This window comes from [Clostridium] fimetarium (assembly GCF_900111235.1).
Taxonomy (GTDB): Bacteria; Bacillota; Clostridia; order Lachnospirales; family Lachnospiraceae; genus Clostridium_N; species Clostridium_N fimetarium.
Genome location: NZ_FOJI01000006.1, coordinates 63507 through 83344 on the forward strand (window position 1 = coordinate 63507; position 19838 = coordinate 83344).

General features: G+C 35.1%; 21 protein-coding genes. 20 read left to right on the forward strand and 1 reads right to left on the reverse strand.

Annotated features, from left to right (window positions below; translation table 11 throughout):
• Positions 1-112: 112 nt before the first annotated feature.
• From cysT to BMY18_RS09145, 20 genes are all read left to right on the forward strand, one after another.
• A complete protein-coding gene (gene cysT, locus BMY18_RS09050; protein ID WP_092453137.1) occupies positions 113-967 on the forward strand; it encodes a sulfate ABC transporter permease subunit CysT in 855 nt (284 codons plus the stop codon).
• Between the two features lie 9 nt (positions 968-976).
• Positions 977-1828, forward strand: coding sequence for a sulfate ABC transporter permease subunit CysW (cysW, locus tag BMY18_RS09055; RefSeq protein ID WP_092453140.1), 852 nt, complete (start codon positions 977-979; stop codon positions 1826-1828).
• Between the two features lie 2 nt (positions 1829-1830).
• Positions 1831-2889 carry a sulfate/molybdate ABC transporter ATP-binding protein gene (locus BMY18_RS09060; protein ID WP_092453143.1) on the forward strand — a complete coding sequence of 353 codons (1059 nt, stop codon included), beginning with the start codon at positions 1831-1833 and terminating at the stop codon, positions 2887-2889.
• A 41-nt stretch (positions 2890-2930) separates the two neighbouring features.
• Positions 2931-4721, forward strand: coding sequence for an adenylyl-sulfate reductase subunit alpha (locus tag BMY18_RS09065; RefSeq protein WP_092453146.1), 1791 nt, complete (start codon positions 2931-2933; stop codon positions 4719-4721).
• Entirely contained in the window at positions 4705-5037 is a 333-nt protein-coding gene (locus BMY18_RS09070; RefSeq protein ID WP_092453149.1) for a 4Fe-4S dicluster domain-containing protein, read from the forward strand. Before BMY18_RS09065 ends, BMY18_RS09070 begins: the two co-directional genes overlap by 17 nt.
• Positions 5038-5100: 63 nt before the next feature.
• On the forward strand, positions 5101-6000 hold the full coding sequence (gene cysD, locus BMY18_RS09075; RefSeq protein ID WP_092453150.1) for a sulfate adenylyltransferase subunit CysD: 900 nt from the start codon (positions 5101-5103) through the stop codon (positions 5998-6000).
• A 1-nt stretch (position 6001) separates the two neighbouring features.
• Entirely contained in the window at positions 6002-7705 is a 1704-nt protein-coding gene (locus BMY18_RS09080) for a sulfate adenylyltransferase subunit 1 (protein WP_092453153.1), read from the forward strand.
• A 131-nt stretch (positions 7706-7836) separates the two neighbouring features.
• Complete coding sequence (locus BMY18_RS09085) at positions 7837-8664, forward strand: 4Fe-4S binding protein (RefSeq protein WP_170841368.1); 828 nt, start codon at positions 7837-7839, stop codon at positions 8662-8664.
• Entirely contained in the window at positions 8651-8896 is a 246-nt protein-coding gene (locus BMY18_RS09090; protein WP_092453159.1) for a sulfurtransferase TusA family protein, read from the forward strand. Before BMY18_RS09085 ends, BMY18_RS09090 begins: the two co-directional genes overlap by 14 nt.
• An 8-nt stretch (positions 8897-8904) precedes the next feature.
• Positions 8905-9231, forward strand: coding sequence for a thioredoxin family protein (locus BMY18_RS09095; protein ID WP_334292365.1), 327 nt, complete (start codon positions 8905-8907; stop codon positions 9229-9231).
• Positions 9232-9242: 11 nt separating this feature from the next.
• Positions 9243-9452, forward strand: a complete 210-nt coding sequence (gene thiS / locus BMY18_RS09100; protein WP_092453165.1) for a sulfur carrier protein ThiS — start codon at positions 9243-9245, stop codon at positions 9450-9452.
• A complete protein-coding gene (locus BMY18_RS09105; protein WP_092453170.1) occupies positions 9453-10256 on the forward strand; it encodes a HesA/MoeB/ThiF family protein in 804 nt (267 codons plus the stop codon).
• 9 nt (positions 10257-10265) lie between these two features.
• Entirely contained in the window at positions 10266-10682 is a 417-nt protein-coding gene (locus BMY18_RS09110; RefSeq protein WP_092453173.1) for a M67 family metallopeptidase, read from the forward strand.
• A gap of 119 nt (positions 10683-10801) precedes the next feature.
• On the forward strand, positions 10802-11959 hold the full coding sequence (gene hemA / locus BMY18_RS09115; protein ID WP_092453176.1) for a glutamyl-tRNA reductase: 1158 nt from the start codon (positions 10802-10804) through the stop codon (positions 11957-11959).
• A complete protein-coding gene (locus BMY18_RS09120; protein ID WP_092453179.1) occupies positions 11956-12639 on the forward strand; it encodes a precorrin-2 dehydrogenase/sirohydrochlorin ferrochelatase family protein in 684 nt (227 codons plus the stop codon). The genes hemA and BMY18_RS09120 overlap by 4 nt, the downstream gene beginning before the upstream one ends.
• A 4-nt stretch (positions 12640-12643) precedes the next feature.
• Positions 12644-13540 carry a hydroxymethylbilane synthase gene (hemC, locus tag BMY18_RS09125; protein ID WP_092453182.1) on the forward strand — a complete coding sequence of 299 codons (897 nt, stop codon included), beginning with the start codon at positions 12644-12646 and terminating at the stop codon, positions 13538-13540.
• A 7-nt stretch (positions 13541-13547) separates the two neighbouring features.
• On the forward strand, positions 13548-15038 hold the full coding sequence (gene cobA / locus BMY18_RS09130) for a uroporphyrinogen-III C-methyltransferase (RefSeq protein ID WP_242941004.1): 1491 nt from the start codon (positions 13548-13550) through the stop codon (positions 15036-15038).
• Positions 15039-15105: 67 nt separating this feature from the next.
• The gene (gene hemB, locus BMY18_RS09135) at positions 15106-16071 is read left to right on the forward strand and encodes a porphobilinogen synthase (protein WP_092453187.1); all 966 of its coding nucleotides are present in this window, start codon (positions 15106-15108) and stop codon (positions 16069-16071) included.
• A gap of 17 nt (positions 16072-16088) precedes the next feature.
• A complete protein-coding gene (hemL, locus tag BMY18_RS09140; RefSeq protein ID WP_092453189.1) occupies positions 16089-17369 on the forward strand; it encodes a glutamate-1-semialdehyde 2,1-aminomutase in 1281 nt (426 codons plus the stop codon).
• A gap of 163 nt (positions 17370-17532) precedes the next feature.
• Positions 17533-18015 carry a TspO/MBR family protein gene (locus BMY18_RS09145; protein ID WP_092453192.1) on the forward strand — a complete coding sequence of 161 codons (483 nt, stop codon included), beginning with the start codon at positions 17533-17535 and terminating at the stop codon, positions 18013-18015.
• Positions 18016-18316: 301 nt separating this feature from the next.
• On the opposite strand, the gene BMY18_RS09150 is transcribed toward BMY18_RS09145, so the two are convergent.
• Entirely contained in the window at positions 18317-19804 is a 1488-nt protein-coding gene (locus BMY18_RS09150; protein WP_092453195.1) for a putative polysaccharide biosynthesis protein, read from the reverse strand.
• Between the last annotated feature and the right edge of the window lie 34 nt (positions 19805-19838).

Here is a 19838-nt window from a genome sequence, read left to right on the forward strand (position 1 = left end):
AAATTTGATTTTATAATTATATTTGTATTAAATATATGCGATGACAGATGGAGATTACTTTCAATACTTCTGTCGGAGTATATATTTATTTAGAAGGAGAGTGATTATTTTTATGAAGAAGATAATTTTAAAGAAGAAAAGCGGCCGTGGAAAGCGGGTTATTCCGGGATTTGGAATATCAATGGGAGTAACGATGACTATGATGAGTCTGATTATTTTGATTCCTATGGCATCCATTATTATTTCCACCGCTGGACTTAGTTTTCATGAATTCATAGAAATAGTAACAGCAAGGGATGTCGTATCAGGATACAAAGTAAGTCTATCATGCGCTTTAGTAGCTGCACTGATTAATTGTGTGTTTGGTGTGATTTTGGCCTGGGTACTAGTAAGATATGAGTTTCCAGGTAAAAGAATATTAGATGGTCTTATTGAACTACCATTTGCACTTCCAACAGCAGTTGCTGGTATTTCTCTCACTTCGTTATATTCGGATAAAGGATGGATAGGAAGTATTTTTGCAAATGCAGGAATTAAAATTGCCTATACAAAAATTGGAATAACAATTGCCATGGTATTTATTGGAATTCCATTTGTAGTAAGAACGATACAACCCGTACTTGAAAAACTTGATAAACAGTATGAAGAGGCATCTTACTTGCTTGGAGCTAGTGGAGCAAGAACTTTCCTGAAAGTTGTGTTCCCAGAGATATTGCCAGCAATGCTTACGGGGTTTGGGCTAGCGCTTGCAAGAGGAATTGGTGAATATGGAAGTGTTGTATTTATTGCAGGAAATATTCCATATAAAACTCAAATTGCACCACTTCTGATTATGTCAAAACTGGAACAGTTTAAATATACAGACGCAACTGCAATTGCACTGGTTCTACTTTTGATTTCATTTTCGGTTTTACTATTAAACAACTTAGTTCAGATGTATATGAACAAAATTACAAATAACAACTAGGAGGTAGCCATGAGTCAGACAAATAAGAAACTCAAACAAAAAAATATCAATCAAGGCTCCAAAGTCGTTAAGGTGATTTTGATCACAGTTAGTATTTTGTTTATTTTTATAATGCTTATAATGCCAATGGCAGTTCTAATTACATATGCATTACGAAATGGTTGGGAAGCCTATAAAAAGGCTATATTTGATCCATATACGATAAAAGCACTATGGCTTACGTTGACAGCAACACTTGCAGCCGTGCTTGTAAATACAGTCTTTGGTGTATTTGCAGCTTGGACTATAACAAAATTTAAATTTCGCGGAAAACATTTTTTGACAACATTGATAGATATACCATTTGCTATATCACCTGTTATCGCTGGACTTGTATTTATAATGACATTCGGACGAATCGGTTGGGCCTATGATTATATGAAGGCAATTGACATAAAAATTGTGTTTGCAGTTCCAGGTATTATTCTTGCAACCATATTTGTAACCTTTCCATTTATTTCAAGGGAACTTATTCCTGTATTAAATGCACAAGGAACCGATGAAGAAGAGGCAGCCGCTCTCATGGGCGCTAGTGGATTTAAAATATTCAGAAAGATTACCTTTCCTCACATTAAATGGGCCTTACTTTATGGCATTGTATTATGTACTGCAAGAGCAATGGGTGAATTTGGAGCAGTTTCTGTTATCTCAGGACATTTAAGAGGGAAAACCAATACGCTACCTCTTCATGTAGAGATACTATATAACGAATTTAAGTTGTCATCTGCATTTGCAGTATCATCTATTTTAGTTATTATGGCAGTCATCATTTTAATCCTTAGAAATATCATTGAATACAAAGCAAAAAGGGCAGGTGAATAGAGATGTATGTAGAACTTAAAAATATAAATAAACATTTCGGAAGTTTTAAGGCATCTGATAATGTTAGCTTTGGAATTGAACAGGGAAAATTAATTGGATTATTAGGGCCAAGTGGAAGTGGAAAGACTACAATCCTTCGTATGATTGCAGGACTTGAGTCCCCTGACTCAGGAGATATCTTTATTGATGGAGTTCGAGTAAATGATATTCCAGCAGGTAAAAGAGGAATTGGTTTTGTATTTCAAAATTATGCATTATTTCGCTATATGACTGTTTTTGATAATATTGCATTTGGACTTGAAGTTCAGAAAAAGACTAAGAAAGAAATTAAGGAACGAGTATTAGAACTGATCAAACTAATTGGATTGGAAGGTATGGAGAAACGATATCCAAGTCAACTTTCGGGTGGGCAACGACAAAGAGTCGCATTTGCAAGAGCGTTGGCTCCAAATCCACAGCTTCTTTTGTTAGATGAACCATTTGCGGCGATTGATGCGAAAGTAAGACAGGAACTAAGAAGCTGGCTTAAGGAAATGATATATAAGGTTGGGGTTACAAGCATATTTGTGACACATGATCAAGACGAAGCCATTGAAGTTGCAGATGAAATTATCATTACTAATAATGGAACAATTGAGCAAAAAGGCTCACCACTTGATATTTACAAGAATCCTGAAACACCGTTTGTGGCACAGTTCATTGGGCAGTCAACTGTCTTGGAAGATTGTTCAAAACTAAAAGGTTTTGAGTCGGTTAAAATAGGCGAGAAAGCGGTCATTAGACCCGAATTTATTAATATATCAAGAAAAGATAAAACAAAGCAGTACATAAGTGCAGCAGAAGAAGGCATTATAGAACAGATATCATATAGAGGCAGTTATCTGCAATTAAAGGTAAATGTAAAAGGGATTATATTGACGGCAACAGGGTCTTTGGAAGATGTGATGGAAGTCGGAGATATTGTGAGTGTATTGATTTATCGATTATATATTTTTGATGAAAATAATGCTTACTTACTTGAAAATGAAGAGATGAAAGATAATAACTCAGTATTCATTTAATAAAATTTAATAAATGCTGACCTAAAAGATAGGAGGCTCATATGAAAAAAGAAATACAAGTAAAACAATTAGAAACAGATGTTTTAATCATAGGTGGTGGAACAGCGGGGTGTTATGCTGCATTAACCATACGTGAAAATTCAAAGGCTTCTGTAATTATAGCTGAGAAGGCTAATATTAAGAGAAGTGGATGCTTGGCAGCTGGCGTCAACGCAATTAATGCATATATTGTAAAGGGAAGAACCCCAGAAGATTATGTGGACTACGCGAAAAAGGATGCAGATAATATAGTGAGGCAAGACTTGCTACTTTCAATGTCTCAAGGATTAAACCGAGTGACAAAAAAATTAGAAGATTTGGGCTTGGTCATATTAAAGGATGAAAACGGAGAATATGTAGCAAGAGGAAATCGTAATATTAAGATTAATGGTGAGAATATAAAACCTATTTTAGCGACGGCAGTGAATACATTAGATAATGTGACTGTCTTAAATCAGGTTAATGTTATAGATTATATTGTAAAAGACAACCAAATTCTAGGAGCCTTTGCAATAGACGTAAACAACGAAATATTATATGAAATAAAGGCAAAATCTGTTATTTGTGCAACTGGTGGAGCGTCAGGCTTATATAAGCCAAACAACCCAGGATTTTCAAGGCATAAGATGTGGTATCCGCCGTTTAATACGGGTGCCGGTTATGCGATGGGGATTCGTGCCGGAGCAGAAATGACAACTTTTGAAATGAGATTCATTGCACTTCGATGCAAGGATACAATCGCACCAACAGGTACAATTGCACAAGGCGTTGGCGCAAAGCAGATCAATTCAAAAGGTGAAGTCTATGAAACCAAATATGGAATTACAACTTCTGAACGTGTTTATGGAACAGTTAAGGAAAATCAAGAGGGTCGTGGACCTTGTTACCTAAAGACGGAAGGTATCAGTCCTACACAAGATGAGGAATTAAAGAAAGCTTATTTGAACATGGCACCTAGCCAGACTTTAAAGTGGGTTGAGGCAGGTAAGGATCCTAGTGAGCAAAACGTCGAAATAGAAGGCACGGAACCTTATATAGTAGGCGGTCATACAGCAAGCGGATACTGGGTTGATAATAATCGTGAAACAACGATCAAGGGTCTTTTCGCGGCAGGCGATGTAGCGGGTGGATGTCCTCAAAAATATGTAACAGGAGCCTTGGTAGAGGGCGAAATTGCAGGTAAAGCAGCAGTGGTTGAAGTTGAAAAACAAACACGTTTACAAGAGCAAATACATTTGCAAAGCCAATCACATTTACAAGAGCAATCACATTTGCAAAGCCAATCACATTTACAAGATCAATCACACTTGCAACAAGATCAATTAGAGGAAGAACCTCTAATAAAAGTAAAAAAAGAAGAAGTTGAAGGTATTTTAAACTTTGTAAATCCAACTTTTACAACACAGCAACTTGAAGAAGCCATGCAAAAAGTAATGGATGCATATGCAGGTGGTATCGGAAGCAATTATTCGTTTAACGAAAAGCAACTTGAACTGGCAGATGAAAAAATCGACCAGATCATAAAACTAAGTGATGGTTTAAATGCAGCCGACATGCATGAATTAATGTTTGTATATGAGTTAAAAGAGAGATTAACGCTCTGTAAATCAGTAATTGCACATCTAAGAGCCAGGAAAGAGACCAGATGGCATAGCTTTGCAGAAAATCTGGACTATCCAAATAAAAGCGATGAATGGCTCAAATATGTGAATTCAAAGGTCGTGAATGGAAAACTTACCATTTTGTACAGAGATTTAGTGGAAAGAGGTGAGACATATGAGCATAGCAATTAATAAGGAAAAATGTGTTGGCTGTAAAAAATGTTTTTCTGTTTGCCCTGGAAGTCTAATTCAGGAAGACGAAAACGGCAAAGCATATGTCAAATATCCAAAAGACTGCTGGGGCTGCTGTTCTTGCGTCAAAGAATGTAAGGTGAAAGCAATATCATTGTATTTAGGTGCAGATATTGGCGGAAGAGGAAGCCAGATGACAGTGGAGACAAAAAAAGATAACGTCAATCATAAGCAAATTATGCATTGGGAAATCACTGAAAGTGATAAAACAGTGCATGCAATTGATATAAACCCCAAGTCATCCAATCAATATTAGAAGATTTTAATTTGGGAGTTCAATCATATTCAAAATAGAAAAAGAAAACAGGAGGAATGAGAAATGAGTGAATTATCACATCTTGATGAATTAGAAGCGGAAGCAATTTATATTATTCGCGAAGTGGCTGCAGAATGCGAAAAACCGGTAATGTTGTATTCAATTGGAAAAGACAGTTCCGTAATGCTTCACCTTGCAATAAAGGCATTTTACCCGGAGAAACCGCCATTTCCTTTTATGCATATAGACACGACATGGAAATTTAAAGAAATGATAGCGTTTCGTGACAAAAAAGCGAAAGAATTAGGAATAGAAATGCTTGTTCATACAAACCAAGAAGCTGTAAAACAGGGAGTGAATCCATTTGATTATGGTTCTTCTTATACCGATATCATGAAAACGCAAGCATTAAAAGAAGGACTTACAAAATATGGATTTACTGCTGCTTTTGGCGGTGGACGTCGTGATGAAGAAAAATCACGTGCAAAGGAAAGAATCTTTTCTTTCCGTAATGAGGCACAGGCGTGGGATCCAAAAAATCAGAGACCGGAGATGTGGAAGCTTTATAACACAAAGATAAAAAAAGGTGAAAGCATGAGAGTTTTCCCTATTTCTAATTGGACAGAAAATGATATTTGGCAATATATAAAACGTGAGGCTATTGATATCGTTCCATTGTATTTTGCAAAAGAGAGACCATTTGTTAGACGTGATGGAAATATTATAATGGTGGATGATGACAGATTAAAGATTCTTCCAGGTGAAAAAATAGAGCACAAAAATATACGTTTCAGAACACTTGGATGTTATCCATTGACAGGCGGAATTGAGTCAGATGCAAATACACTTGATGAAATCATAGAAGAAACACTCAGTGCAGTATCTTCTGAGAGAACAACAAGAGTCATCGACAGTGAAGAAGTCGGAAGTATGGAAAGAAGAAAGAGAGAGGGGTATTTCTAAGATGAAGAGATTATTAAAGTTCATAACATGTGGTAGTGTAGATGATGGAAAATCCACTCTGATCGGACATATTTTATATGATGCAAAGCTTTTGTATGCAGATCAGAAAAGAGCATTGGAATTAGACAGTAAAGTGGGAAGTCGTGATGGAGCAATTGACTATTCCTTACTTCTTGATGGTCTGATGGCAGAACGTGAACAGGGTATTACAATTGATGTTGCCTACCGTTATTTTACAACAGATAGCCGAAGCTTTATCGTAGCTGATACACCTGGTCATGAGGAATATACAAGAAATATGGCAGTTGGTGCCTCATTTGCGAACCTTGCCATTATATTAGTAGATGCAAAACAAGGAGTTCTTGTTCAAACAAGAAGACATGCAAGAATTTGCACCTTAATGGGTATCAGACATTTTGTGTTTGCAGTGAACAAGATGGATTTGATTGGATTTGACGAAGGAAAGTTCTTAAAAATAACAGAGGAAATCAACACACTCTCAAAGGAGCTTGCGCTTGAAAATGTGGCAATCATCCCTGTTTCTGCAACAGAAGGAGATAATGTTACAAAAAGTTCCGTCAATCTTCCTTGGTACAGTGGACAACCTCTTTTAACTTATCTTGAAGAGGTGGATGTGGAAAGCACCTTAGAAGAAGATGAATTTTACATGCCAGTACAAAGAGTCTGCCGTCCAAATCATACATTTAGAGGCTTCCAGGGACAGATTGAAGCAGGTGATGTGTCTGTAGGTGATGAAATAACCACGCTTCCAAGTAACGAAGTGGCAATCGTAAAGAGCATACATGTGACAGATAAAGAAGTACAAAGTGCAGGAAAGAACCAGCCAGTTACTATACAATTAGACAAGGAAGTGGATGTTTCTAGAGGCTGCGTAATTGCAAAAGAGGCGAAACTGATTGTAGGTAAATCATTTACGGCAACAATTCTTTGGATGGATGATTCGCAGTTAACTGCAGGAAAGAATTATTTTGTGAAACTTGGAACCAAGATGCTTCCAGGTGTTGTTACAGAAGTTAAATATAAGATAGATGTAAATACGGGCGAGCATTTGGCAACAGACTATTTAAACAAAAATGAAATCGCAGTTTGTGAAATTTCACTTGTCGAAAAGATTGTATTAGATCAATTTGACACCCATAAAACGCTTGGAGAACTAATACTCATCGATCGTATCAGTAATATGACATCAGCATGCGGTGTAATAGATACTATTTTGGATGATGACAGAAACAAAAATGATCGTGTGTCTTTTGCGTATAATGACATAAAAGCCAGAGGCGATATCTTTGAAGAATTCTATTACAACACAGAAAGTCTGTCTTTATCAAAATATAAACCAGCAGGACATACCTATACAATTGGAGATGAAATCCCTATAAAGGGTGAGAGCTACCAATATCCTGAGAATTTTGATATTTTGGTACTTCGTGACTGGGTAGCAATTAAAATCGAGAACAAAAAGATCACTAAGATAGAATCAATCGATGATTACAAGTATGCTGACGTTCCAATTGCGAATGGAAGAGGATTCGCTGTCAAAGTGAATTCTATTGAAAAATTGATTACTTTTTTGGAAGAATATAAGAAAATAAACAATGAAAATGAAGCAAAATTTCTTAATGATTGGGTGAACTTTGAAACTTATCGAAAAGTTATATTCCATAGTAACTATTGGGTAATATAATTTCCAAATATAAAAGCTCTGATAGATGATTTAGAACATGTGATTAATGCATAATAAATAATAAAATATATTAAATATTAGGAGGTATTCTTTTGGCAGTAGATTATTCGGCATTAAAAAAAGGTGGTTTCATGAGACAGAAGCAAAAAAATACGTTCTCACTCAGACTTCAGGTAGTCGGCGGAACGATAACATCAGAAAAGTTAAAGAAAATATATGAAGTCGCTGATAAATATGGTCAAGGATATGTACATTTAACATCAAGACAGAGTGTGGAGATACCATTTATTAAACTCGAGGATATTGAAGAAGTTAAATTGGAATTGGCAAAAGGCGGAGTTAATCCTGGTGTATGTGGTCCAAGAGTTCGTACAGTAACAGCATGTCAAGGCAATACCATTTGCCCAAGTGGTAATATTGATGCTACGAACATTGCAGAAGAATTAAATACAAGATATTATGCAAGAGAGTTACCTCATAAGTTTAAATTTGGAGTGACAGGATGCCAGAACAACTGTCTAAAGGCTGAAGAGAACGATGTAGGTATTAAAGGCGTTTTAGATGTCCATTGGAACAAAGAAAAATGCATCTTTTGTGGAGTATGTGTAAAAGCTTGCCGATCAGGAGCACTCAAGATGGAAGACAATCAGATTCTGTTTGATGAAAGTAAGTGCAATTATTGTGGACGTTGTGAAAAATCATGCCCAACCTCAGCTTGGGAAGGTGAAACTGCATACATAGTATCGTTTGGTGGTCTATTTGGAAATACAATCAATAAAGGTGATGCGTTCCTACCACTTGTTAAATCCGAAGAACAGCTTTTTCATATAACGGATACAGCAATTCAGTTTTTTGATGACTTTGGAAACGCTGGAGAACGATTTAATTTTACGATTGATAGAATTGGTCGCGATAAATTTAAGAAAGTAATAGAGGAGGCATATAATGGCGGATTTTAAAATAGATGAAACGATAGACATAACAGATGTTGTATGCCCAATCACATTTGTAAAAGCAAAGGTTGCTTTAGAAGAGCTAGAGCATGGCCAAATTATATCTATCAGAATGAATGATGGAGAACCAGTTCAGAATGTTCCTAGAAGTATAAAAGAGGAAGGCCATCAAATATTAAAATTGATTGACAATCAAGATAATACTTATAGTCTGATTGTCAAAAAAGTAGAAGATTAATATCGGAGGTGAATCTATTGGCTTTAAGAGTAAATGAAGATAATTTTAATAAAGAAGTATTAGAGGCAGAGGTGCCTGTGCTAGTTGAGTTTTATTCAGATTCTTGTGTCCCATGTAAACAGATGTCTCCGATTCTTGGAGATTTAGAGGAGGAGTACGAGGATAAGTTAAAAATAGTGAAGATTAACGTGAATTTTGATTTACAACTCGCAGAAGCCCATATGGTAATGGGATCTCCAACCTTTTTGTTTTTCAAAAATGGAGAAGAAAAAAACCGCCTCAGAGGAATAACGAAGAAGCCTGAGTTAATTGAGATCATAAATAGCATTCTATAGGAGGTATAGCCATGTTTATAACAGTAGCAGGAAATAAAAAAGAAGTGAGTGACAAAATAACAGTTACTCAATTAATCGTAAGTGAAAAAGTTGAAAATCCAGAATATGTATCAGTATCATTAAATGATGATTTCGTAAAATCCGGAGATTTTAATAGCACAATAATAAATGAAAATGATATCGTAGAATTTTTGTATTTTATGGGAGGAGGAACAATCTAAATGGCATTTACAAATGAACAGCTAGAAAGATATTCCCGGCATATTATTTTAAAGGAAGTTGGAGCAAAGGGACAAAAGAAACTTTTGAATGCAAAAGTACTTATTATTGGTGCAGGTGGCCTTGGTGCTCCAGCAGCAATGTATCTAGCAGCAGCAGGTGTTGGTACTATTGGAATTGCAGATGCAGATGAAGTAGATTTATCCAATTTGCAAAGGCAGATTATTCATGGAACTGCTGATGTAGGCAAAGCAAAAGTAAAGTCCGCAAAAGAGACAATGAATGCAATGAATCCCGACGTAGTAGTAAATACATATCGTATATTTGTAAACGCTGATAATATCATGGATTTGGTTAATGAATATGATTTTATTATTGATGGAACAGATAATTTTCCTGCAAAGTTTTTGATTAATGATGCCTGTGTAATGGCGAAAAAGCCATTTTCACATGCGGGAATTATTCGATTTGCCGGTCAACTTATGACATATGTTCCTGGTAAGGGGCCTTGTTATAGATGTGTATTTAAGAATCCACCACCAAAGGATGCAGTTCCGACATGTAAGCAAGCAGGAGTTATCGGAGCGATGGGTGGTGTAATTGGTAGTCTTCAAGCTATGGAATCGATTAAGTACATTTTAGGAGTGGGAGATTTGTTGACAGGATATTTGCTAACATATGATGCTCTTAAAATGGAATTTAGAAAAATAAAACTTCCAAATGTCGATAATTGTGCAGTATGTGGGGACCATCCAACTATTACAGAATTAATTGATTATGAAGAAACAGAATGTGATGGAAAGTAGGTATAAAGTGTGTTATATTTAAGTAACCAAGATTATATCGCAATATTGAATCATGCGCTACTGGGTCTTCCCAATGAGGCTTGTGGCCTAATTGCAGGAAAAGTTGAGGCAGATAAGAAATATATAAAAAAAGTCTATATGTTAACGAACATTGATGAGAGCAATGAGCATTTTTCAATGGAGCCCAAAGAACAATTAGCGGCGGTAAAAGATATGAGAGCCAACAATTTCACATTGATTGGTAATTTTCACTCACATCCAGAATCACCGTCAAGACCTTCAGAGGAAGACAAACGTCTGGCTTTTGACTCAACGGTCGATTATCTGATTTTATCACTAGAAAATATAGAAACACCTATACTAAAAGCATTTTTGATTGATGAAGGTAAGAATGTTAGAGAAGAACAAATTGAAATCGTACAATAAATTATAGCGAAAGGGCGGACTTATTGTTCGTCCTTTCATAAATATTTGAGGACAACGTGAATAATTATCATTCACATCCCTGATTTGAGTGTTGTGTACGCAACAGAAATGAGGATAATATGTATTGTATTAGTATCAGCCATAAAACGACTCCAGTTAGTGTTAGAGAATTATTTGCTTTTTCAAAACAAGAGCAGTTAGAATTTGGAAAACAAATCATGATGAATGAGGATATTACAGGCCATGTGATCGTATCAACATGTAATAGGAGTGATGTATATTTTAGTGGTACAAAGAACGCAATAACCATAATGGAAAAGGCAGTATGTCAATATAAGAACATTTCGTTGGTTCAAAATTTGAAATATGTTAATGTGTTTAGCAACGAAGGTGCGCTCAGACATTTATTCAGAGTGGCAAGTGGTCTGGATTCCATGGTAATTGGTGAAGATGAAATTTTACGTCAAGTGAAAGAAGCATATCAACTGGCGTTAGAAAATAGATTTACAAATCAGGAATTAAACATCGCTTTTCAGAGTGCAGTAAGCAGTTCAAAGTTAGTGAAAACAGATACAAACATTTCAAATATTCCGGTTTCAATTGGAACACTGACAGCAAACTGTGTTACTGATTTCCTTAAGAAAAACAATGGATGCAATGTCCTGATTATTGGAATTACGGGTCAAATGGGTAATATTGTTGCTAAAAACTTAAGTTGTAAAGGCGATTTGAATATTATTGGAATCAGTAGAAAGCATAATGCTGCAAATGATTTATTCCAAAATTATAATAATATTGAAGTGGTGGCGTATAAGGATAGATATCAATACTTGGAACAGTCAGACGTAATCGTAAGCATGACAACAAGTCCACATTATACTTTTACATTTAATGAGGTATCAGAAAACTTAGGAAGTAACAGGAAAAACAAATTATTTGTTGACCTAGCGGTACCAGGGGATATTGATAAAGAGATAGCAATGATATCACAATGCGAAATATTAGATATTGATTTTTTTGAAAATGCTTCAAAAGAAAATAATTTAACAAAGCTGCAGGAATTAGATAAAGTAGAATTGATTTTGGACAGGCGTATAGATGAAACATTAAAGACTATATATGTTCAGAAATTTCAGCCAACGATTGAAGCGGCGGTAAATACAGTGAAAATGAAAGGTTTTGATTATATTTTTTATCATTTAAAGGATGCATTGAATAGTGATCAGCTAAAAGCAGTACTTGAAGCATTGAGTAATATTGAAAAAGGAGAACAATGATGGCATATTTCCCAATCTATATTGAATTAAAAGATAAAAAATGTGTTGTTGTAGGCGGAGGCAAAGTCGCTCTTCGAAAAATAGAAATTTTACATCAATTTGGTGCAAAAATAACCATTGTTGCACCTTTTATTTGTGATGACATTTATAAAATAGAAGACAATACCCATTTAGAAGATAACGGCCCATTAGAAGATAAAGACATACATATTACCTTGGTGAAGAGAAAATTTGTCGATTTGGATATAAGTGAGGCTGAATTGGTAGTTGCGGCTACAGACGATGAAAAACTGAATTCTTATATTTCAGCAATTTGTAGGGATAAGAATCTATTGGTAAATGTTGTTGATGTAAAAGACGAGTGTAGCTTTATATTTCCAGCGATTTATAAAAAAGGGGAACTGGTAATTTCAGTTTCAACAGGTGGTAGTAGCCCTTTAATGGCAGCTAAAATCAGAGAGAATATTGAATCAGTAATTCCAGATTATTATAGTAGTTTAATTGAATTTTTAGGTGACCATAGAGATTATATAAAACGCGAAATTCATTCACAAGAACTAAGAAAAAAAGTGTACAATGAATTCATAGAAATAGTTGAAATAAACCAAGGATATATGTCTTTAGACATGATAAATAAAGTTATCGATAAGTATAAAATATTACAAGAAGGAGATTGCTGACTAAATGGACTATAATTATATTGTAAAGATAGGAACGAGGGGAAGCAGGCTTGCACTTGTTCAAACAGATTTGGTGATAGACGCAATTCATAAGCATGATCCACAGCTTCAATGCGAAACTATAGTTATAAATACATTAGGTGATAAAATACTCGACAAGCCATTGATTGAATTTGGTGGAAAAGGTGTATTTATTTCAGAATTTGAAGAAGCCTTGATGAGTAGAGAGATTGACCTAGCAGTGCACAGTGCAAAGGACATGCCAATGGAATTATGTGAGGGATTAGAGATTGCTTGCGTATTAAAAAGAGAGGACCCAAGAGATGTTCTTATTACAATGAAGCCAGTCAAAATACAGGAGCTAGAATCTGCTATTATAGGGACGAGCAGTTTGCGAAGACAACTTCAAATCGAACAACTCTATGGAAATATAAAGTGTACTTTACTTAGAGGAAACGTAAATACTAGGCTTAAGAAGCTTGCCGATGGCATATATGACGGAATTATTCTAGCAGCTGCAGGAATCAAAAGGCTGGGACTTGACAATGAACCAGAATATAATTATCGCTATTTTGATTTTGATGAGATGATACCAGCTGGTGGACAAGGTATTGTAGCAGTTGAAGCAAGAGTAGATAGTGAATTAGGTCAGATGCTGCAAAATATTTCAGATCAAGTGTCAGGAATGGAACTAGAAATTGAACGTAAGGTACTCCATTTATTTGAAGCGGGATGCCATGAACCGATTGGCGTGTTTTCAGAAGTAAAGCAAGGTGAAATTAAGCTTCGTATTATGAAAGAAGTGAATGGAAAAATATTAAAGCAGACTGGAAAAGTTGACATCGAGAATCGATTGGAACTTGTAGAACGTCTAGTGAAAAATGTTTTGGAGGAAATATAGATTGGGAATGGTATATTTTGTTGGTGCAGGGCCCGGTGATCCTGGACTTATAACATTAAAAGGAAAAGAACTCCTGCAGATATGTGACGTTGTTATCTATGATAGATTGGCTTCGTTTCAGCTTCTTGCGTATTTAAGAGATGATTGTATCAAAATATATGTAGGCAAAGAACCAGGACATCATTCAAAAAAGCAAGAAGAAATTAATCATATAATTGTTGAAAATGCGCAAAAGCATAAAATTGTAGTACGATTAAAAGGTGGTGATTCCTTTGTTTTTGGCCGTGGTGGGGAAGAAATCGAGGAATTGTTAAAATATAATATTCATTTTGAAGTGATACCTGGTGTTACCTCTGCTATTTCAGTTCCAGAAAGCGTTGGAATACCAGTCACGCATAGAGGTGTTAGCCAGAGCTTTCATGTGATTACAGGGCATACTGGTTCAGGTGGAAGTACATTGACTGAAAACTATGAAACATTGGCGAAACTTGATGGTACTTTGGTGTTTTTAATGGGGTTGTCAAATCTTTCCGATATAGTTGAGAAATTAGTCTTAAATGGAAAAGATATTAATACACCAATAGCAGTTATTTCAAATGGAACTATGAATAATGAAAAGACAGTTCGTGCTACGTTGGCTGACATTGTATCTCAAGTAAATAGCGCAAAGGTGGTGTCTCCAGCAATCATTGTAATAGGCAACACCGCAAAACTAAATTTTTCTTCACATATCCAAAGCCCTATTTTAAACTTGAAAGTTGGAATTACTGGAACGAAAGAAATTCGAGAAAAACTTGAACAGGGATTATCAAAGCTTGGGGTAAAACCTTATTCACTTTGCGACATGCATATTGTTGAAACCCCTTCCATAAGAGAGCTAAAAGAAGAACTGTCATCTATTGAACATTACCAGTGGGTATTATTTACTAGTAAAAATGCAATAAAGCTTTTCTTTGAAAAGTTGAAAGACGCAAAGATTGACAGAAGAAGATTAAATAATATACAATTTGCAGTGATAGGCCTTGGAACAAAGCAAACATTAGAAAATTACGGGTATTTTGCAGATTTTATTCCCAGTAAGTTTAATTCGGTTGCTTTGGCAGTTGAATTTTCTCAAATCATTAGTAAAAATGAAAGAGTACTTATACCACGGGCATTAAGAGGAAGCGAAGAACTTACAGATATATTAAATGAAAATAAAATATTATTTAAAGAGATTTTTATATATGATGTAATAGGAAAAATCACAGAAAATATAGAATATATTGCTGAAATGGATTGTCTAGCATTTGCTAGTGCATCAGGCGTTAGCTCTTTTTTTGAAGGAATTAAGGAAAAAGGAATAGAATTGCCAATAGGCATTCAGATTGCTTGCCTTGGAGATGTTACAGCAGAAGCTGTAAAGAAATTTAATTGGGATGCAGATATTATTGCAGATGTTAATTATACAGATGGGTTAATTGAAGCGATTGGAAAATTCAAATGGAATGACCGCTAAAACTAGGCATAATGAGTAAAATCATGCATGGAATGACCACTAAAACTGAGTAGAAATGAGGAAAGTTATGAATCGAATGAGAAGATTACGCGTTAATGAGACTATGAGAAGCTTAGTTAGAGAAACAAGTATTGAAAAATCCGACTTGGTTTATCCAATATTTATTATAGAAGGGCACAACATAAAAAATCCAATTGATTCCATGCCAGGAATCTTTCAATATTCCATTGATCGATTTGAGGAAGAGCTGGATCGAATCATAGGTGTTGGTATTCATGCTATTTTAATATTTGGAATTCCTGAACATAAAGATGAAGTGGGCAGTCAGGCCTATGATGATGAAGGAATCACACAGAGAGCAATTCGGTTCATTAAGGATAAAGCACCAGATTTGTTAGTGATTGCAGACGTTTGCCTTTGTGAATACACCTCTCACGGCCATTGTGGCTTAATATGCGACGAGAAAATCATGAATGACGAAACATTGCCACTGTTATCTAAAATGTCAGTCAGTATGGCAAATGCCGGAGCTGATATTATTGCACCGTCAGATATGATGGATGGACGAGTAAAGGTTATTAGAGAAGCTTTGGATGAAAATGGATTTAAGGATTTAATGATTATGTCATACAGTGCAAAATATGCATCCGGGTATTACTCCCCATTTAGAGATGCCGCACATTCTGCTCCAAGTTTTGGAGATAGAAAAACATATCAAATGGATCCAGCAAATATAAAAGAAGCGATTAGGGAATGCCTATCAGACATAGAAGAAGGTGCGGACGTTATTATGATTAAGCCAGCCCTTGCTTATTTAGATGTTATCAGGGAAGTGTCAAACCGTACAGATTATCCAATTGCAGCCTATAATGTAAGTGGCGAATATTCTATGGTAAAAGCGGCAGCCATGAACGGTTGGATTGATGAAAAGAGAATCGTTATGGAAAATATGATAGGAATAAAACGTGCTGGTGCAAAAATCATTATTACATATCATGCATTAGATGTTGCAAGATGGCTTGATGAAAAATGATAAAGAGGAGCAACAAAATGAATTCAAAAATATCGAAAGACCTATTCGAAAAATCTAAAACTTGTATTCTAGGAGGCGTTAATAGCCCTGTCAGAGCATTTCAGGCAGTAAATAGAACTCCAGTATTTATAGAAAGAGCAAAGGGCTCAAAAATCTATGACGTGGATGGAAATGAATATATTGATTATGTTTGTTCATGGGGACCCTGTATTTTAGGGCATTGCGAAAAGGGAGTCATTGAAGCTGTACAAAAAGCCTGTGAAAATGGGTTGACCTTTGGTGCACCGACTAAAAATGAGTACATATTAGCGAAGCTGATTCGTGAGTTAATACCATCTATGGAGATGACGAGACTAGTTAGTTCTGGAACAGAAGCTGTTATGAGTGCTATTCGTGTTGCAAGAGGTTATACAAATCGTGATATGATTGTAAAATTTAGAGGTTGCTATCATGGACATTCTGATGGATTGTTGGTGAAGGCAGGTTCTGGAGCGTTAACACAATCAGTGCCAGATAGCAAAGGAGTTCCGGCTGATTATACAAAAAACACACTAATTGCAGACTATAATAATGAAAAGTCCGTAGAAGACCTATTTGAAAAATATGGTGATACAATAGCAGCAATTATAGTGGAACCAGTTGCTGCCAATATGGGGGTTGTACTTCCTAAAAATGGGTTTTTACAATATTTAAGAAACATTACTACAAAGTATAATTCATTGTTAATTTTTGATGAAGTGATTACTGGATTTCGTTTAAGTATTGGTGGGGCGCAAGAATATTATGGAGTTATTCCTGATTTGACAACTTTGGGGAAAATAGTAGGCGGTGGAATGCCCGTAGGCGCATATGGCGGAAAGAAAGAGATCATGGATATGGTAGCTCCCATTGGACCAGTTTATCAAGCGGGCACATTGTCTGGTAATCCAATCGCAACGGCAGCAGGAATCTCAACACTGACAACTCTAAAGAATAATCCAGATATTTATAATAAAATAGAATTACAGACAAACAAGCTTGCAAAGGCGGCAAAAGATAGATTTGGGGATCAGGTTTCGGTAAATCATATTGGATCCTTAATGAGTATATTCTTTACAAATCAAGAGGTAGTTGATTTTGACAGTGCAATGACATCAGATACTGAAAATTTCGCGAAGTATTTTGGATATATGTTAGATCATGGGATCTATCAAGCTCCTTCTCAGTATGAAGCCATGTTTATTTCTAATGCACATAGTGATGAAGATATAGAAAAAACATGTGAGATCATAAGAAATTATACTCAAATCGAAGGCTAGTTATTTTTTGAGCTAATAAGAAAAAAAATTAAGTGATAAAATATAATACAAAAAGGAAATCGGTAAGGATTTAAATACAGCTTTCAGAATAAATACAATCTATATTTCATAAGATGTATACAAATAAGATGTGCGCAGAAGATGCGCAGAAATGAGGGCTGTTATGAAAATAAATATTAGTAATGTTAAGTGGAAAGAATTAATCGTTAGTGTTGCAATCAGTCTAGGGGTCGGTGCGTTATCGGGATATTTGACTAAAAACAGCATGTCCTTGTATCAAGAATTAGTAAAACCTCCATTGACTCCACCTGGATGGATTTTCCCCGTTGTATGGACAATCTTGTTTGCTTTGATGGGGATTTCTGCATATCTAATCTATATTTCGGATTCCAAGGATAAGGTTCAAGCATTACAAATATATGCAATTCAGTTAATGTTGAATTTTTTTTGGTCCTTGGTATTCTTTAACATGCAGGCATACTTATTAGCATTTTTGATTTTAATATTCCTATGGATTTCTATTATTGCTATGATCAAAATATTCTATGAAATTAATCCAATTGCAGGGAAACTTCAAATTCCATATTTGTTGTGGGTTACGTTTGCAGGTTATTTAAATTTGGCAATATATTTTTTGAATAGGTAACTTTATGAGGGTGAGTTAAGGATGAATTGTAATAATTTACAAAAAATATACTAGCTAAATCTTATGAAAAAGAGTATAATTAGTATAACAATTGGAGGTGAATATTATGGGAGACAAAAGTCCGAAAAATAGAGAGCAAAAAAAACCAAAAGCTGACAAAAAAGTTAGCTCTATTATCTCTTCAGCAGTAGCACCAGCAAAAAAATCTAAATAATAAGGATACAAGAATATTTTATAAGTGTTTTTAATAGGGATAAGTTAGAAAACCTAGGGTACATTATAGGTCTTACTAATTTTATCCCTATTTTTTTGCCTTTTTCATCAAAGGTGAATTGAAATAATAAAATCCACAATATAAGAGAGTTGTAACGGCGGCGCCGATTAAAAGTCTAATCATTTCAGATGAAATCTGGCTTTCCCGTAATGGAAAATATACAATTAAAGAGATTCCAATCGATAATATCACGCATAAAACTGGAATGATTATAGAATGAAATGGGTTAAAACTAATTTTGTAGTTTCGAATGATATAGATAATATGCGCAGAGCATACATAAACTTGACTTAAAAGTAATCCCCACATATATCCGACAATTCCATAATGAGGAACAAATATGATCAAAAAAACAATTCGAATTAAAATACCAATTGTATTTTGAATACAAGTTATGGTAGTTTTACCAAGACCATTTAAGATACTACCTAAAGTTGTTGCGATATACAAGAATGGACATAGCCATGCAAGAACCGTAACAAAATATCCTACACTTTGATTGTGAAAAAGTAATGCACCAATACGACCACCATAGACAATGAACAAGGCAGTAAAAAAGAAACCCATTATAAGACTATATTTCAATGAATTGCTGATGGTATATGAAATTTTCTTTGCGTTATTGTCTGCTTGCGCTTTTGATACGGTAGGAAGCAAGAAGACAGAGACAGAGTTCGTAATTGTTGAGGGAAAGAGAATGAGAGGGAAAGCCATTCCTGTCAGCACTCCATATACGCTTAAAGCTTCAGAAGTATTTAGTCCATATACAATAAGTTGAGCTGGTATAAGAATTGCCTCACCACCTTGTAGAAGTGTTAATAATATTCGATTTGCGGATAAGGGAAGTGCCATGGTTATAATTTTTTTTATTTCCATGAATATTCCATTAAAAACAAAATTGAAATTCTTTCTGAATATCAAAGTGATGGAAACAAAGATGCAAGAAGCCATTTCGCCGGCTACTAGCCCATAAGTAGCGACAATTGCTGTTATTGGTCTATGTATGCTGATAAAATATGCGATTATGAAATATACAATACCAACGCGTAGCGTTTGCTCAATAAGTTGAGATAATGCAGGAACTGCAGCTTTTTTTAGCCCATAGTAATATCCATTAATACAGTTTTCAATACAAATAAAAGGTACTGCGAAAGCAATAATTCGAATTAAATAGGAACAAGAAGAATTAAGAAAAATATTTGTGGCGATATAGTCTGCATTTATATAAATGATAAAGGTCATAAAAATTGATAATGAACAGGATAAAATAATGCCAGATATTAAAGTAAGGCTAGAATTTCTACTGGTAGCAACATATTTTGATATTGCAGTTTCAATTCCTCCGACGCAGATTGCAAAGGACAAACCTACAATAGGAAGTACTAGCTGATATAATCCCATTCCCTCGGAACCAATTGCATTCGAAAGAAATATTCTGTAATAAAAGCCGATTAATCGGCTTATTAGTCCAGCTACAGTTAATATAAAAGTGCCTCGGATAATCGAACTTTTCATAGTATCTCCGAAAAAATAATATATATATCATTAT